General features: G+C 66.5%; 14 protein-coding genes. All 14 read left to right on the top strand.

Features of this window, described 5'->3' with window-relative positions; genetic code table 11:
* Positions 1 to 253: 253 nt before the first annotated feature.
* Positions 254 to 1180 (top strand): acyl-CoA desaturase, encoded by a 927-nt coding sequence (locus tag ACFWAY_RS24825; RefSeq protein ID WP_378512497.1) that lies wholly within the window; start codon positions 254 to 256, stop codon positions 1178 to 1180.
* Between the two features lie 14 nt (positions 1181 to 1194).
* Positions 1195 to 1446 (top strand): acyl carrier protein, encoded by a 252-nt coding sequence (locus tag ACFWAY_RS24820; protein ID WP_378512496.1) that lies wholly within the window; start codon positions 1195 to 1197, stop codon positions 1444 to 1446.
* On the top strand, positions 1447 to 2295 hold the full coding sequence (locus tag ACFWAY_RS24815; protein WP_378512495.1) for a class I SAM-dependent methyltransferase: 849 nt from the start codon (positions 1447 to 1449) through the stop codon (positions 2293 to 2295).
* The gene (locus ACFWAY_RS24810) at positions 2292 to 3479 is read left to right on the top strand and encodes a cytochrome P450 (protein ID WP_378512494.1); all 1188 of its coding nucleotides are present in this window, start codon (positions 2292 to 2294) and stop codon (positions 3477 to 3479) included. Before ACFWAY_RS24815 ends, ACFWAY_RS24810 begins: the two co-directional genes overlap by 4 nt.
* 351 nt (positions 3480 to 3830) lie before the next feature.
* Positions 3831 to 5399, top strand: a complete 1569-nt coding sequence (locus ACFWAY_RS24805) for a fatty acyl-AMP ligase (RefSeq protein ID WP_378512493.1) — start codon at positions 3831 to 3833, stop codon at positions 5397 to 5399.
* Positions 5371 to 5799: a PaaI family thioesterase gene (locus tag ACFWAY_RS24800; RefSeq protein ID WP_378512492.1), complete on the top strand. Its 429-nt coding sequence runs from the start codon at positions 5371 to 5373 to the stop codon at positions 5797 to 5799. The genes ACFWAY_RS24805 and ACFWAY_RS24800 overlap by 29 nt, the downstream gene beginning before the upstream one ends.
* Positions 5800 to 6130: 331 nt before the next feature.
* On the top strand, positions 6131 to 7474 hold the full coding sequence (locus ACFWAY_RS24795) for a cytochrome P450 (protein WP_378512491.1): 1344 nt from the start codon (positions 6131 to 6133) through the stop codon (positions 7472 to 7474).
* Positions 7475 to 7763: 289 nt separating this feature from the next.
* The gene (locus ACFWAY_RS24790; RefSeq protein WP_378512490.1) at positions 7764 to 7943 is read left to right on the top strand and encodes a three-helix bundle dimerization domain-containing protein; all 180 of its coding nucleotides are present in this window, start codon (positions 7764 to 7766) and stop codon (positions 7941 to 7943) included.
* A gap of 376 nt (positions 7944 to 8319) precedes the next feature.
* Complete coding sequence (locus ACFWAY_RS24785) at positions 8320 to 8541, top strand: hypothetical protein (protein WP_378512489.1); 222 nt, start codon at positions 8320 to 8322, stop codon at positions 8539 to 8541.
* A gap of 171 nt (positions 8542 to 8712) precedes the next feature.
* Positions 8713 to 9645: a LysR family transcriptional regulator gene (locus ACFWAY_RS24780; RefSeq protein ID WP_378512540.1), complete on the top strand. Its 933-nt coding sequence runs from the start codon at positions 8713 to 8715 to the stop codon at positions 9643 to 9645.
* A gap of 80 nt (positions 9646 to 9725) precedes the next feature.
* Entirely contained in the window at positions 9726 to 11429 is a 1704-nt protein-coding gene (locus tag ACFWAY_RS24775; protein ID WP_378512488.1) for an AMP-dependent synthetase/ligase, read from the top strand.
* Between the two features lie 179 nt (positions 11430 to 11608).
* Positions 11609 to 12844 carry an NAD(P)/FAD-dependent oxidoreductase gene (locus ACFWAY_RS24770; protein ID WP_378512487.1) on the top strand — a complete coding sequence of 412 codons (1236 nt, stop codon included), beginning with the start codon at positions 11609 to 11611 and terminating at the stop codon, positions 12842 to 12844.
* A complete protein-coding gene (locus ACFWAY_RS24765; RefSeq protein ID WP_378512486.1) occupies positions 12841 to 13446 on the top strand; it encodes an SGNH/GDSL hydrolase family protein in 606 nt (201 codons plus the stop codon). Before ACFWAY_RS24770 ends, ACFWAY_RS24765 begins: the two co-directional genes overlap by 4 nt.
* A 31-nt stretch (positions 13447 to 13477) precedes the next feature.
* On the top strand, positions 13478 to 17313 hold a 3836-nt coding region (locus ACFWAY_RS24760), incomplete at its 3' end, for a beta-ketoacyl synthase N-terminal-like domain-containing protein (protein ID WP_378512485.1).

Raw genomic sequence — 17313 nt, 5'->3', positions numbered from 1 at the left:
GATCTCACCTGCCGTGAAAAGGTGCGACGGATAACGAGGACGAGCGCCTGCGCCGCGGGCGTCGCCTCGGTGGGGTCGGCCGCCATGACCTCGGGTTGGTCGGCGTCTCGGTGGCGGGTGTCGATTGGATGGATCGACGGTGGCTCTCGTGCAATAGAACCCGCGCACCGGAGCTGCGAGCGCTCTATTGAGTCGGCAAGGTGGTCTGCGTGCGCCTGCCGAGCATCGCAGATCGACTCATCGGGGATCGACTATGACTGAACCGAGTTCGACACGTAAGACCGTCAGCAACCCATACCTGCATCGTTTGCAGACACGCCATTTTCTGTTGTTCGACGTCCTGCCGTTCTTCGGTGTGGCGGCCGCGATAGGGTTTGCCTGGATGCGCCCCGTGGGTGTGACGGACGTGGTCTTGCTCTTCGTAATGTGGGTGGTGACCGGTCTGGGCATCACCGTCGGCTACCACCGGTTGTTCACACACCGCACCTTCAAGGCCTCGCCCTCGGTGCAGGCCGCGTTGACGATCGCCGGTTCGATGGCCGGGCAGGGCGGGATGGTGTCCTGGGTGGCCATTCACCGGCGCCATCATGAGTGCAGCGATCGTGAGGGAGACCCGCACTCGCCCAATCTCTGCGGTGACAGTTTCCTGGGCCGTGTTCGCGGCCTGGCGCATTCGCACTTGTTGTGGATGCGCCGCCACGAGTACCCGAACATCGCACACTACGCACCCGACCTGCTCAAGAATCGGTCGCTAATGAAAATTGCTCGCCTCTACTACTACTGGGTCGCGCTCGGGCTGGTGATCCCGGCGATCATCGGCGGGCTGGTGTATCAGAGCTGGACCGGCATCGTGAGCGGATTTCTGTGGGGCGGCCTGGTCCGTATCTTCGTTCTCGAGCACATCATCTGGGCGATCAACTCGCTTCTGCACATGTACGGCACACGTCCGTACCGGTCACGGGAAAACAGCCGCAACGGCGGGATCTTCGCCCTGGTCTCGTTCGGTGAATCGTGGCACAACAACCATCATGCCTTCCCCGAGTCGGCGTCCTTCGGACTCGACTGGTACCGGCTCGACCCGGGTTACTGGTTGATCAGAACTCTCGCCGCCCTCGGTCTGGCCCGGGACGTCGGGTTGCCCACCAAAGAGCGCATGCACGCAAAGCGCACCGCAGCGTAAGGATACGACCGAACATGACTCGCGAAGACATTGTCCAGTGGTGCCAGCAGTACCTCGCGAACCTACTCGCGGTCACACCTGAGTCCCTCGATCCGCATGCGGACTTCGATCGTCTCGGTCTGGACTCGCCGCTGGCGGTGTCGCTGTTGATCGAGATCGAGGAGCGCTACGGCGTGGACCTACCGCCGGAGGAATTGTTCGAGAACCCGACCCTGTACGCTGTCGGCGAATACGTGCACCAGCACCTTCGGCAGGGCGTGGCGTAGATGGACGCGGCCACCGCCATCCGGCACCACTACGACGTCGGGAACAGCTTCTACAGTCTGTGGCTGGACAACTCGCTCACCTACTCGTGCGCGATCCGCGGTGGCACCGACGACACCCTCGAGGCGGCGCAGGAGAGGAAGCTGCGATTCCACCTGGACGCGGTGCGCGCCGAGAACGCGACACGGGTGCTCGACATCGGGTGTGGATGGGGTGCGATCCTGAAGCGGCTGTCGGACCACGGCGTCGACCGCGCGGTCGGCCTCACGCTCAGCGACGAACAGGCGGCGTACGTGCGCTCACGCGCATACCCCGGCGTGGACGTGCGCCTCGAGAACTGGCGGGACTACGACCCCGACGACCGTTTCGACGGCATCATCTCGATCGGCGCGTTCGAACACTTCGCAACGCCTAATGATGCGATTGCCGAGAAGATTGGGGTCTATCGCGACTTCTTCACCCGGTGCCGCGGCTGGCTGCACGACGACGGCAGGATGTCGCTGCAGACCATCGTCTACGCGAACATGTCCCGCGAGAGCGCCAATCCATTCGTGCAGCACGACATCTTCCCGAACGCCGACCTGCCGACGTTCGCGGAGATCGCAGCCGCCGCGGAAGGGGTCTTCGAGGTCGAATCGGTCCACAACGGGAGGCTCGACTACGCATGGACCTGTGAGCAGTGGGCGCGCCGACTGCGCCGCCACCGCACCGAAGCCGTCGAACTGGTCGGCGCCGATGTGGTCGCCCGCTACGAGCGGTACCTGAGACTGTCGGCTCTGGGTTTCCGGATGGGCAAGATCTCCCTGCTGCGAATCATCTTCCGGCCATACGGCGACAAGCATTTCCGATGAGGTTCAATCCGTTCAGTGCCGATGTCCGGCGCGACCCCTATCCGGTATACCGGCAGCTGCGCGAGGCACCGACGCACAAGGTGCTCGGAATGTGGGTGCTGACCCGCCACGCCGACGTGCAGGCGGTGCTGCTTGACCGTTCGTTCAGCGCCGGGCTGATCCCGCAGTTGATCCGCCGACAGGCCGACCGGCATGCGCGGGGCGACGTGGGACGCGTCGAGCTGCTGGCGAGGAAGTCGCTCGTGTTCACCGACAATCCTGACCACGCACGGTTGCGCGCGCTCGTGAACCGGGTATTCACCGCGCACGCTGTCGCCGCGCTCCGGCCCGCCATCGCCGCCGTTGCCGAGGAGCTCGTCGAGAATGCTCACCGGCATGGTGGTATGGATGCAATCGCCGACTTCGCGGCGCCACTGCCGCTGCGGGTGATGTGTGACTGGCTGGCGTTGCCGGAAAGTATGCGCGAGAGGGTCGGACAATGGACACACGAGATCCGGTTCCTGCTCGAGCCGGGTCTGATGACGGGCGACGACTTCACCCGCGTACCGGCCGTCGTCGAGGAGTTCGCGCAGGCCCTGGCCGAGGTGATCGCGCAGCGGCGGGCACAGCCGCGCAAGGACCTGATCAGCCGGCTTCTGGCCGCGGAAACCTCGGGCGGCGACAGGTTGAGCGACGAAGAGGCGACCTTTATGTGCATCATGTGCTTCGTCGCGGGCAACGAGACTACAAAAGCCCTCATCGGAAATGGGCTGCTCGCGCTCCTGCGGAACCCGGCGCAACACATGCGGCTGCGGGCGCGACCCGACCTCGCGAAAGGTGCTGTCACCGAGACGCTGCGCTACGACAGTCCGCTGCAACTCACCAAGCGGCTAGCCACCCGCGACGTCGATCAGATCCGCGCGGGCGATCAGGTGCTGTTGTGCGTGGGCGCCGCCAACCGCGATCCCGAGGTGTTCGCAGACCCGGACCGCTTCGACATCACCCGCAACCCCCGCGAGCACCTCGCATTCGGCCACGGCATGCACGGATGCCTGGGCGGGGCGCTCGCCGAAATGCAGGCCGAGGTCGCCCTCGAAACCCTGTACCGGCGCGCCAAGGACCTGAGACTGCTGACCGACCAACATCAGTGGCAGGACCACAGCCTGATCGTCCGCGGTCTGAAGCATCTCCCGGTGACCCTGTGAACCTCCCGCCAACTCCACCTGCCGGCGGCGGAGCGACATCGTTCGCCCGCTGGCTGGACCGCGTCCCTCCGGGGGGTGAACCGCTGCCGGCGCGGCCATCCGCACGGGTGAACCGTGGGGCAATACTTCCGCTGCGCGACATCCATGACGCGGTCGCCGAGCTCCTGCCGGACTTGGAAGCGCCAGTGTCGATCTACGGGCACAGCAGGGTAGCGGTCGTCGCGTTCGGTCTAGCGCGCATACCAGCCTCGGCCTTCGCCAGCCATACTTCCGCAGTCGACCACGATGTTCACCACACGTATCGCGATACCGTCGCCGTGCTCATCGGGCAGGTACCGGAGAGGACGAACGATGCGATTGCTTCCTGACATCCTGCAAGCCCGCGCCGCGAATCAGCCAGACGATCGTGCCTACGTCTTCCTCGACGAGCGCGGAGCGGAGGCCGAAGTGCTGACGTACGGCGAGTTGTATTCCCGTGCGGTAGGTGTCGCTGCATACCTGCGCGGGCGGTGCGAGCCGGGCGATCGCGCGATACTGATGTTCCCGCCCGGACTCGACTTCGTCGTTGCATACTTCGGATGCCTCTACGCACATGTGGTAGCCGTGCCGGTGAGCCCGCCGCGCAACGACCGGATCCAGCACGCTACTCATAACATCATCACCGACTGCGACCCGGCGATCGTGCTTAGCGGCATCGGCGACATCGACCCCGGCGCGACCTTCGAATTCGAGCAGTGCGACGCCGCGTCCGTCGCGTTCCTGCAGTACACGTCCGGATCGACGTCGGCTCCCAAGGGCGTGATGGTCTCGCACGGAAATCTCGCCGCGAATCAGGAGCAGATCCAGCGAGCGATGGGGCACGACGAGACGTCGACGTTCGTCGGTTGGGCACCGCTGTTCCACGACCAGGGCTTGATCGGGAACGTCCTGCAGCCCATGCACCTCGGTGCGACGAGCTACCTGATGTCGCCTGGGGTGTTCATTCGCAGGCCGTTGCTGTGGTTGTCGGCGATCTCGAAGTACCGTGCCCACTCCAGTGGTGGGCCGAACTTCGCGTTCGATGCCTGTGTCGCACATGCACAGCGCGCTGATCGTCCCGCCCTCGACCTGAGCAGTTGGAGGGTCGCATTCAACGGGGCGGAACCCATTCGGCCGGACTCGCTGCGCCGATTCGCCGAGACGTTCGCCCCGTTCGGGTTCGACCCGAACGCCCTGTACCCGTGCTACGGCCTGGCGGAGGCGACGCTGTTCGTAAGCGGTAGCCGCAAAGGTCGCGGCCCCAGATTCCTCGAGGCCGACAGCGAAGAGCTCGGCCGTGGACACATCGTGCGGGGCCGGGGCCGGACACTTGTCGGGTCCGGAATTCCCGAGGCGGACATCCGAATCGTCGACCCGCAGACGCGGGCACTGTCGGAGCCGAACCGGATCGGCGAGATCTGGGTGGCCGGCGCGCAAGTCGCGCGAGGCTACTGGAGTGGGCGCAATCCGGATGCCTTCGCAGACGGATACCTACACACGGGCGATCTCGGGGTGGTGATCGACGACGAACTGTACGTCGTCGGACGGCTCAAGGATCTGATCATCATCCGGGGCCGCAACTTCTACCCACACGATATCGAGCTGACCGCCCAGTCGGCGCATCCGGCGGTGCGCCCCGGCGGGTGCGCCGCATTCGCGGTTCCCGGCGTTGACACCGACCGGCTCGTGGTCATCGCCGAGATCCGGGAGGAGCTGCCCGACATCGCCGGCTCGATCCGCGCGGCGATTGTCCGTGAGCACGAAATCGCAGTGGCGGAACTCGTATTGAGTGCGCCCGGCCGACTGCAGAAGACGAGTAGCGGAAAGATAATGCGAGCTGTGGCAAAGAAACATTACCTGGAAGGCGGTTTCGATGTTGATCGCGAAAAATCCCGAGTTTGAGCGGTTCGTGAAAACGGCGGTCCTGACCATGCCCGCGGCCATGCATCTCGGCTTCCATTTCGGCCACATCGCGGCCGGCGAGGTCGAGCCCGTACAGCCTTACCGCAAGGAGCTCACCGAACACAACGGCTTCTTCCAGGGCGGCGTCATCGGCTCGTTGGCGGACTTCGCAGGCGGGGCCGCCGCGGGGACACTCCTGCCGGTCGGCTGGGTGAACATGACCGCCGACTACACCGTCAAGCTACTAGCACCGGCCGAGGGTGACAGCGTCATTGCACGCGGACGTGTCGTCAAACCCGGCAGCGCGATCACGGTGGCCACGGTCGACGTGTACGCGAGCGAAAAGCATTGCGCGACCGCGCTGGTCACAATGCGTAACGTGCCGCTGGCGAAGGAGTGAGGATCCCGCGAAATGTTGGGGTTGAGATCATAGTTCCGGGTGTGGACCCGTTGCGGGTCGGGTTCGGCGAGGATGACGGGCGGCACCGGCCATTCCTGCGACCCGGTGGACGCGGCCAGGGCGACGGGGCCGCCTCAGTTGGTTACCCATGCCACGACAGGAACCGCAGACCTCGACCATCAACGACAAACACAACGCGACGAACTCCTGCTCGCCGCACAATCACTCGTCGGTGCAGCCTCGACCGGCAAGAACTCGGTACTACTCGGTACCGTACTCGACACACCCGTGGTACACGCGGTACCACGGGACTGTTAGGAAGTTGCACCGGATGAGCGAAGCACCACCTGTCGACCAGCAGGGCGCACTCCCGCTGCCCGCGGTAAGACTGCCACCAGCACCACCCATCCCGAAGGTCATGCAGAGTATTGCCTTCACGCTCTCCCGGCGACGGACGATGGAGAAGTTCGCCCGCCGCTACGGCAAGGCATTCACCCTCAACCTCCCGTTATTCGGCCGGACCGTGGTGGTCACCGATCCCGGGCTTGCCAAGCAAATCTTCACTGCCAACCCCGACACGATCGGCAACATTCAACCCAACCTGAGCAGGGTGCTGGGTCCAGGCTCGGTGTTCGCGCTCGACGGTGCGGATCACCGCAGGCGTCGGCGGCTGCTGACCCCGCCGTTCCACGGCAAGAGCATCAAGAACTACGAGCAGATCATCGAGGAAGAGACGCTGCACGAGACGGCCGACTGGCCGGAGGGCGAAGAGTTCGAAACCCTCGAGCCGATGATGCGGATCACCCTCAACGTCATCCTGCGCGCAGTGTTCGGGGCCGATGGCGCAGAGTTGGACGAACTGCGACGGCTCATACCGCCGTGGGTCACGCTGAGTTCACGACTGGCAGTGCTCCCGACGCCGAAGCGCACCTACGGTCGCTACAGCCCCTGGGGTCAAGCCGCCGAGAAGCGGCGCCAGTACGACACCGTCATCGACAAGTTGATCAACGATGCCGAAGCCGACCCGAGCTTCGACGACCGCCCAGATGTTCTCGCGATGATGTTGCGCAGCACCTACGAGGACGGTTCGGTCATGTCGCGCCAGGACATCGGCGACGAGTTGCTCACGTTGCTGGCCGCCGGCCACGAAACCACAGCGTCCACCCTGGGGTGGGCCTTCGAGCGGCTGAGTCGGCACCCGGAGGCGCTCGCCGCGCTGGCCTCCGAGGCGGACACCGACGACAACGAACTGCGCCAGGCGACCATTCTCGAGGTGCAGCGGACTGCCACCGTTATCGACTTCGTCGGCCGGCACGTGTACGCGCCCGTGTTCGAGATCGGCGAATGGGTAATCCCACAGGGATACTCGATAGTCGTCAGCATCTCGGAGATACACAAGGATGCAGCAGCATTTCCCGACCCCGGAAAGTTCGATCCCCAGCGCTTCGTCGGCGTCCGACCCGACACGAACGCCTGGATACCGTTCGGCGGCGGGACCCGACGCTGTGTGGGGGCGGCATTCGCCAATATGGAGATGGATGTGGTGCTACGAACGGTACTGCGGCACTTCGCCATCGACACCACAATGGCGGCGGGTGAGAAGTGGCATTCACGCGGAGTTGCGTTCACACCGAAGAACGGCGGCCGCATCGTGGTGCACCGGCGCAACACCTGAATCCCTCAGATCCGCACTTACCTCGATCGATCTTGCTTGCGTCGTAAAAGTAGAGGGAGGCCTTTCGAGAAACCTCGTCAGACCACGGCGGAGGGGAGTTACGGCGTACGCGGCGAAGCATGGTCCGATCCAGTGGTTTGGACTCGATCACGTCGAAGCGTAGGCGCCGGGGGCATCGGTGTTCGGATAGGCAATAGCGCTGGCAGGAGTCGGGTGTTCGCGGGTGCGCTGGTCATCTGGCAGTGGTGATGGATTGACGCGGCGATCGTGGGCGAGCACGCTGTGCGGTATGAACTCCGCGGAGGAAGTCCGCCAGATTTCGCAGGTCGTGACACGGTTGCTGAACAAGTTCCCGGCCGCGTCGCGGGACGCGGTCGAGGCGGCGGTGGAGGCGGCGGTCGCGCACTTCGCGGGATGCCCGATTCGGGATTTCGTTCCGTTGCTCGTCGAACGCACGGCGACCGCGTAACTCGCCTTGTTGCTCGAGACATGACCCATCGAAGCGATGGCGGACGAATCGGACGCTCGGACCGGGTGTGAGGTAGTCGCCTGCCCTGTCGGTGCCGATGAACTGGCAACGCTGGGTCAGATGTGTGCGCACCGCGTCGATGTGCTGTTCTTCGGTGACGTCCATGACAAAATCTGCGGTCCCGTCGACCGTGGTCGGGAGGGGTTTCGCGAGGGCCCTAGGGTGAGGCCGCGACAGCCACCCTCGGAGCTCTTGGTGGAGCCGCGGTGGGCAGCGTGGTCGGCAGCATGAAGGGCGCGGCCGTCGGGGCTGCGGAGGGCGCCCGCCGCGGAAGCCATTCGACGCCCGCAGCCGTGTTGCCATAGGTGCGGTCGCGTTGACCGGTGTGATGCAGTGGCCGATCGTGGCCGCGGTCGGTGGGACGGCGCTGGTCCTCGACCAGCTCAAGCCGGGTACGCCGAAGCCCGACAAATCTGGGAGCGGTGAGAAAGCCGTGCCGGCCGTCCCTGCCGGGTCCGCGGCTGAAGCGGCCGCACCCGTTCCCGTGGCGAAGGCGGCACCGCGGCGCCGGGCATCGACGAAGCCGCCGTCCTCGTAGGCCATCACCGTGGGCGGGTATATCCGGTATCAACCGGATATACGTGACAGAAGGGCCTGGGTTGGTTCACGCAGTGCTCATGAGCACTGCTCGGCACGTGCGTGTACCGTTCACCGGGAGTTATCAGACCCCGCTAACGTTTCGGTCACGACGAGCTACTGGGGAGTGACTGTGGAATTCAGACATCTCGTCTCGTTCATCACTATTGCCGAAGAATTGCATTTCGGAAGGGCCGCAGCGCGGTTGCATCTGACCCAGCCGTCGCTGAGTGCGCATCTGCAGAAGTTGGAGAAGTCCCTCGGGGTGCGGTTGGTGGCGCGGACCTCGCACGAAGTGAAGCTGACGGCCTCGGGTCGTGAGTTCGAGGCTCAGGCACGGTTGATCATCGCTCAGATGGACAAGGCCGCTCAGATCGCCAGGGCGACCGCGGACGGGCGGTCGGGTACCTTGAATATCGGCTACAACATGCCTGCGAGTCGGCACGTGCTGCCATCCGCGCTGGCGCGGATGAGCTCTGCCCATCCCGACGTCGTAGTATCCATGTGGGAGAAGCGTACTGGGCCACAACTCGACGGCCTCGCAGACGGGGGCCTCGACATCGCCCTGGCGTACGGCCATCCGCGCACCGCGGAATTCCGGTACCGGCGCGTACTGCGCAACATCCCGCTGGTGGCCGTCGTCGGGGAGGGGCACAGCTGGGCCGGGCGGCCTGGTGTACCGTTCGCCGAGCTCGCCGCCCAATCGTGCGTGATGTTCGCGCGCGAGCAGTGTCCGGCGATGTACGACTCGATTTTCGGTGCCGCATCGGATAGCAAGATCTCCCTCAACGTCGTTCAGATGGCGGATGATCCGGGCGCGACGGCGCATATGGTGTCGGTCAAGTCTCTGGTGGGATTTGCTTCCTTGCCTCGGGCCTCCTCCGGCGGCCTCCTGGCGATGGGCGCCAGTTCGGTGGCGGTGAAGCTGTTCGACCCGATTCCCACGATCGACCTGTATGCCGTGTGGCGGGCCGAGGAAATCAATCCTGCGGTGTGTTCCTTTCTCGATTGTATCGATCATTTCGACGAATCGTCGAGAATGAAAAACGGGCTTGTCGCTATTTGATTTCGGCGATAGGAATATGCGTTCGGGCGTTCGTTTAATTTTCATTGCCGACCCGTGACGGTTGCCGAACAATTATCTCCATGAACTCAGTATCGTTTTCTGGAAATGGTGTCGAACTGCCCGACGAAACGGGACTGTATTCGGTGGTGACTGACGCCGCTGCTACCGCACCCGAACGCATTTCATTGTGCGCGGGAGCAGAGGGTGAGCAGCTCACCTGCGCTCGGCTCGATGCCCGCATCCGGGCGCTGGCGTCCGCGTTCGTCGAACGCGGCGTCCAGGCGGGTGATCGGGTCGCGGTCCTCGGGCGAACCGGCGTCGAGTGGGTATTGGTGGATCTCGCTGCCCTCGCCATCGGTGCGGTGGTGGTTCCGGTGTACCCGACGTCGTCCGCCGCGCAGATCGCGCACATCCTGTCCGACTCCGGGGCAGCGTTTTTCGCAGCGGAAACCGAGAACGACGCGGCCCGGCTGACCGAGGCCGGCGCGACGACGGTGTGGGGGTTCACCGAACTCGCCACCTGCTCCGGGGGGAGCGAGGACAACGCACTCGACGCCCGGATCGCTGCCGTCCGGGCGGACGATCACGCCATGATCGTCTACACCAGCGGCACAACGGGTCCCGCGAAGGGATGCATTCTCACTCATCGCAACATGTTCGCCTCGGCGGCCAACACCGTCCTCCACACCGCGGACATGTTCGGTGGGGGCGAGGGTGGTCAGGCTGTGACCGTCCATGCGCTTCCACTCGCGCATGTGTTCGGCCAGACGATCCTGTTTGCGTGTCTGATCGGCGGCACCCGCACGCATCTGCTGCCGGCCATCCCCGACCTGGTTCCGGTGCTGCCCCGGGTGCGGCCGACGTTCCTCGCCCTCGTGCCCTACGCTCTCGAGAAGATCCGCAAGGCCGCCCGGGGTCTGCTGCCCGCGGACGGCGAAGAGGCGGCAGTGCGGCAGGGGATCGCCATCCTGCGCGGCCAGACCGATCCCGGGCAGCCCGCGGGCCCGGTCGTCGATCTGCTCGGCGGCCGGCTCACCCACGTCATCTCCGGCGGCGCCTCCCTCGACACCACGACGGCCGGATTCTTCGCGGCCTTCGGCCTGCACATCCTCAACTGCTACGGCATGACCGAAACCGCCACCGCCGTCACCGTCAACGAACCGGCCACCAACCGGCTCGAGACCGTGGGTCGTCCGATTCCTGGCACGACCGTCGCGATCGCCGACGACGGGGAGGTCCTGATCAAGGGCGCCAACGTGACCCCCGGATATTGGGGCGCCGCCGCCGACAAGACCCCGATCGACCGCGACGGCTGGCTACACACCGGCGACATCGGTGAACTCGATACCGACGGTTACCTCCGGATCACCGGCCGAAGCAAGGAAATACTCGTCACCAGCGGCGGAAAGAACGTCGCCCCCACCCCACTCGAAGACCGCCTCCGGCTGCACCCCTTGGTGAGTAACTGCATCGTCCTCGGTGACGGCCGCGCCTACATCTGCGCCCTGCTCACCCTCGACGCCGACCGCTGGGCGGCCTGGCGGCAGGACACCGGCAGTTCGGCCGACCGGGACGATGCCCGCCTGCGCGACGAGTTGCAGGTCGCCGTCGACGACGCCAACAGCCTCGTCTCCCGGGCCGAGTCGATCCGTGAATTCCGCGTCGTCGACGGCGACTTCACCGTCGAGGCCGGACTGTTGACATCGTCGCTGAAACTTCGACGGACTGCTATCGAGAATACTTACCCCACCGAAATCGGTGACATGTACGCGGCGAGAGTGTGAATTCGACCCCACGATAGGTCGAATTTCCGGTGAAGACATCCGAATTACTTTTTTCGCCGATAGTCACCGACGATCGCCCGATCATTTACCGGCCCGGGAATAGAGGAATGGTATGAGCCGAAGAATACTCGTTGCCAGGCAAGGTGACCGCAAAACGTATAAAGAGGAGAACCGTGAAAATGTATGACGTCATTGTTGTCGGCGCCCGGGTAGCCGGTTCACCGCTGGCGATGCTCCTCGCCCGCAAGGGATACCGGGTGCTCGCGGTGGACCGCGCCAGCTTCCCCAGCGACACCGTCTCCACCCACTACATCCACCAGGCGGGCCTGTCCCGCCTGAAGGACTGGGGTCTGCTGGACAAGGTCATCGCCACCGGCTGCCCCCCGATCCGGCAATTGAATTTCTCCTACACCGACATCGCCCTCGACGGCTTCGCCGACCCCATCGACGGCATCGACGCCGTGTACTGCCCGCGCCGCACCGTCTTGGACAAGATCCTCGTCGAGGCCGCCGCCGCGGCGGGTGTCGAGGTGATCGAACGCTTCAAGGTCACCGACCTGGTCGAACACGAGGGCCGCGTCGTCGGCATCCGCGGCACCGAGGGCGATGGCACCGCACTCGAATTCCGCGCTCCGATCGTCGTCGGCGCGGACGGCGCGAATTCGATCGTCGCATCGAAGGTCGGCGCCGAAACCTACCGCGGGGGACCGGGCGGATGCTTCGTCTACTACTCCTACTACTCGGGCATCGACTGGGGCATGCACCACCGCACCGGATTCGGCCGGCAGCAGTTCGCGTCCTGGCCCACCAACGACGGCCTGAGCCTGGTCGCCGTGATGCGGCCCCGCGAGAAGTTCCGGGACTTTAGGGCCGACCCCGACGCCGGGGTGAACGAGATCATCGACGCCATCGACCCGAAGTACGGAGAAGATCTGCGGTACGAGGGAATTCGTGAAGAACAGTTCCGGCCGATGCTGTACCCGGACAACTACTACCGGCAGTCCTTCGGTCCGGGCTGGGCACTGGTGGGCGATGCCGGCTACCACAAGGATCCCTTCACCGGTTGGGGCATCACCGACGCCTTCAAGTACGCCGAGTTGCTGTCGGAGCGGATCGACGACGGCCTCAGTGGCCGTCGCCCGATGCAGGAGGCCCTCGCCGACTACCAGCGCGCCCGCGACGAGCAGAGCGCCGGCACCTACGAGTTGACCCTGAGCATCTCCGAACTCACCCTGACCCCCTACTACGATTCGGTGTTCCGGGCCGCGGCCAAGAGTCCGGCCTACACCAAGAAATTCTTCGGGCTGATCGCCGGCGGCATCCCGGGCGAGGAGTTCTTCGCACCGGGGAACCTCGCCGACCTCTACGCCGAGGTCGACCTGCCCGAATCCGACCGACACCTGACTCCGGCATGAGCCGCCACGCCCTGACCGTGATCGGTGACAGCTTCGTCGAGGGACGTGGTGACCCGGCCCCGCACGGCGGTTACCGCGGCTGGGCGCCGCGGCTGGCCACCCAGCTCGGCCTGCGCGCCGCCAAGGTGCACAACTTCGGCACCCACGGCGCCACCACCACCGATGTCGTGCAGATCCAGCTGACCCCGGCCCTGACCACGAAGGCACCGCTCGTCGGTGTCGTCGTCGGCGTCAACGACCTCGTCAGCGACTACGACGAGGCGCGTTTCGCCCGCAATCTGCGCACCATCTTCACCGCCCTCGAAGACACCGGCGCCACCGTGCTCACCGCCACCTACCCCGACATCCCCGCCCGCCTCCCGGTCCCGGACAGCTTTAAGACCCTGCTGCGCGCGCGGTTCATCGAAGCCAACCACGCACTCGCCGACGTCACCGCGCACACCGGCACGCTGCTCCTCGATCTCGCCGCGGCACCGGAGTGGGATCGCGACGAGCTGTGGACCTCGGACGGCCTGCACCCGAGCCCCACCGGTCACCGCCACTTCGCGGCCGCCGCGGCAGAGCTGATCGCGCACGCCACCGCCACCACCATCGCCGCCTGAGCGGCCCCGCCCGCACCTCGAGAGGACCCTCGTGACCGCCGAAACCTCCGATCGGCTGGACGACCGACGACTGGCACGCAACCCCATCGCCATCGTCGGCATGTCCGGACTGTTCCCCAAAGCCCGCAACCACCGCGAATACTGGCAGAACATCGTTGACGGCATCGATTGCACCGAGGACGTCCCCGAGTCCCGCTGGAGGTTGGACGACTACTACGACGAGGACCGCACCGCACCGGACAAGACGTACTCGAGGCGCGGCGCCTTCCTCCCAGACGTCGACTTCGACCCCCTCGAATTCGGCTTGCCGCCGAACCAGCTCGAGGTCACGTCCACCATGCAGACCTTGAGTCTGGGCGTTGCCCGCGACCTGCTGACCGATGCCGGCGCCTCGGACTCGACCTGGTACGACCCGGCCCGGACCGGTGTCGTCCTCGGCACGACCGGACCGGTGCCGCTGATGCATCCGCTCGCGGCGCGCCTGTCGACCCCCGTGCTGAAGGAGGCGGCGCGCAGCTGCGGCCTGTCGAACGCCGATGCGGACGCCATCGCCGACAAGTTCGTCACCGCATTCGCGCCGTGGGAGGAGAACTCATTCCCCGGGCTGCTCGCGAACGTCGTCGCCGGCCGGATCGCGAACCGGTTCGGGCTCGGCGGCATCAACTGCACCGTCGACGCCGCCTGCGCCGCGTCACTGGCCGCGATGCGGACCGCGATCGCCGAACTGCTCGATGGTCGCGCCGACACGATGATCACCGGCGGCGTGGACACCGAGAACTCGATCTTCATCTACATGTGCTTCAGCAAGGTCGGTGCACTGTCCCCGACCGGGCGGATCAGCCCCTTCTCCGACCAGGCGAACGGCACCCTCCTCGGTGAGGGCATCAGCATGCTCGCCCTGCGCCGCCTCGACGACGCCGAGCGCGACAGCAACCGCATCTACGCCGTGATCAAGGGCCTCGGCTCGTCCAGCGACGGCCGCTCCAAGAGCATCTACGCCCCCCGCGCCGAAGGTCAGCGGGTTGCGCTCGACCGCGCCTACGCGGACGCGGACTGCTCACCGGCGTCGGTCGAACTGTTCGAGGCGCACGCCACCGGCACCGCGGTCGGGGACCGGACCGAGCTCACCGCCCTCGGCGGCCTGCTCGCCGACGCCAGCGACGAGCCCCGCTTCGCCGCCCTCGGCAGCGTCAAGTCGCAGATCGGGCACACCAAGGGCGCCGCCGGCACCGCCAGCGTCATGAAACTCGCCCTGGGCCTGTACCACCGGGTGCTGCCCGGCACCATCAACGTCGACCGGCCGAACCCGGCCATCGACACCGCCGCCGCGCCGTACTACATCAACACCCGCACCCGGCCGTGGATCCGGGACCCGGAGCGCCCCGTCCGCCGGGCAGCCGCGTCGGCAATGGGATTCGGTGGCACCAACTTCCACGTCGTCCTCGAAGAACACGCCAACCCGGCCGCGGACCGGCGCACCCTGCACACCGCCCCCACCGCGCACGTGTGGCACGCACCCGACGTCACCGCCCTCACCGAACTGGTCCGCTCCCAACCGACGCAGGACGGCGGCCCGATCCCCACCGATCACGTCCGGATCGGGTTCGTCTCCCTCGACGAGGACAACGAGACCCATCTGCGTGAACTCGCCGCCGACCAGCTCGCCAAGAACCCGGACGCCGAGTCCTGGAACCACCCCGAGGGCGTCTTCTACCGCGCCGCGGCACGACCCGACCTGCGCGTCGGTGCGCTGTTCTCCGGTCAGGGCAGCCAGTACGTCGACATGGGAACCGCCGCAGTCCTGGCCAATCCGCTGGTCGCGGACACCTTCGACCGCGCGAATGCAGCCTTTTCCGGCCAGCCCCAGCGCCTCGGGGCGGTCGTGTTCCCCCCGCCGGTCTTCGACGACAGCGACCGCGACGCCCAAGAAACCCTGCTGCGCCGCACCGAATTCGCGCAGCCGGCCATCGGCGCTCTGTCCGCCGGACAATTCCGTGCCCTCACCGAGCTGGGATTCCACGCCGACGGCTACCTCGGACACAGTTTCGGGGAGCTGACTGCCCTGTGGGCGGCCGGGTCCCTGACCACCGACGACTTCTTCACCCTCGCCCGCGCCCGCGGCCAGGCCATGGCACCGCGACCCGGCGCCGAGACCGGCACGATGCTCGCCGTCGCCGCCACCCGCGACGACGTCGACGCCCTGATCGCCGACCTGAACGACGTGTGGGTGTGCAACCACAACGCCCCCGACCAGATCGTCGTCGGCGGCGGCACCGAGGCGGTCGCCGCGTTCGCCCGCACCTGCGCCGACCGCGGATTCGCCACCCGCGAGCTGCCGGTCTCGGCGGCCTTCCACACCCCGTACGTCGGGCACGCCGTCGCCGCCTTCGAACCCGCCGTCGCCGCGGTGCGGATCGGTGAACCCGCCGCACCGGTGTACGCGAACTCACCCGGCGCCCACTACGGGTCGGACATCGACACCAACCGCGCGACCCTGGTCGGGCAGCTCCTGCAGCCGGTCGAGTTCGTCACCGCACTCGAGAAGATGCGTGCGGACGGGTGCACGGTGTTCGTCGAATTCGGCCCCAAGCAGGTCCTCACCTCCCTGGTGCGCCGCACCCTCGGTGACGACGTCGTCGCCATCGCCACCGACGGCGGACCGCTCGGCGACAGCGATCTCAGCCTCAAGCGGGCCGCGGTCCAGCTCGCCGTGCTCGGGGTCGCCCTCAACGACATCAACCGCTACCGCGACCTTCCCCCGGCACCGGTCGAGCGTCGCGGAATGAGCGTGAGTTTGTCTGCCCCGGAATACATCCCCGAGGAGCGGCGCCGCGCCTACGCCGACGCGCTCGCGGACGGCTACCGGGTCGCGCAGGTCACCGCGCCGGCCGCATCCACCCCGGAACCGGCCGCTACGCACCCCGCCCCGCTCCCGATCCCGCCGGCGCCGCCCGCCGTCGCCGCGACCCCCATGCCCTTCCGAGCAACGGAGAACACCGTGTCACATCCCGCGGGGCCGTCCACCGGCCTCGACACCGCACTGTCGCAGCACGTGGCAACCCACAACGATTACCTCGACGGCCAACTCGAACTCGCCCGTGAACTGGCCCGCGCACTGAACACCGCTCAGCTCGACGACGGCATGGTCCGCGCGATCGAGGCCGTCAAGGATCATGGGGTGGCCATCAGCAACACCCACGCCCGCGCCACCGAGATCCTCGGCCACCTGGCCGAACTCGACACCCCCGCCGCCGCGGGCACCACCGTCGCCGTGTCCTCGAGGGTCGACCACGAGGCGTTGCCGCCGCGACCGCCAGCGCAGCCGGCACCGGCCCCTACGCTGGCCCTCGCTGCAACCCCGAACCCGGCACCGGTCCCCGCTCCCACCCCGGCAGCGGCACCGCCGGCGCCGATCACCCGGGCGACCGACACCGCACCGCCCGTCGCCGATGCACCGGCTCCGCAGTCTGCTGTGGTCGATGCCGCCGCATTGCGGACGGCGCTGCAGGAAGTGGTGGCGGACAAGACCGGTTACCCGGTGGAGATGGTGGATCCGTCGATGGATCTCGAGGCGGATCTGGGGGTCGACTCGATCAAGCGCGTGCAGGTGCTCGGCGCGGTGCAGGAGCGGTTCCCGCACCTGCCGAGCCTGGGCCCGGAGCAGCTCGGCACCCTACGCACACTCGACCAGATCGTCGACCTCCTCGCCGACACCGTCGCCCCGGCCGAACCCACCACCACACCCACCACCCCGACGAACTCACCGTCCGCCGTGGTCGATGCCGCCGCATTGCGGACGGCGCTGCAGGAAGTGGTGGCGGACAAGACCGGTTACCCGGTGGAGATGGTGGATCCGTCGATGGATCT

Source organism: Rhodococcus sp. NPDC059968, from assembly GCF_042738615.1.
Taxonomy (GTDB): domain Bacteria; phylum Actinomycetota; class Actinomycetes; order Mycobacteriales; family Mycobacteriaceae; genus Rhodococcus_F.
The sequence above is the reverse complement of the archived record's forward strand: the minus strand, read 5'-3'. Positions and strand labels throughout refer to the sequence as shown.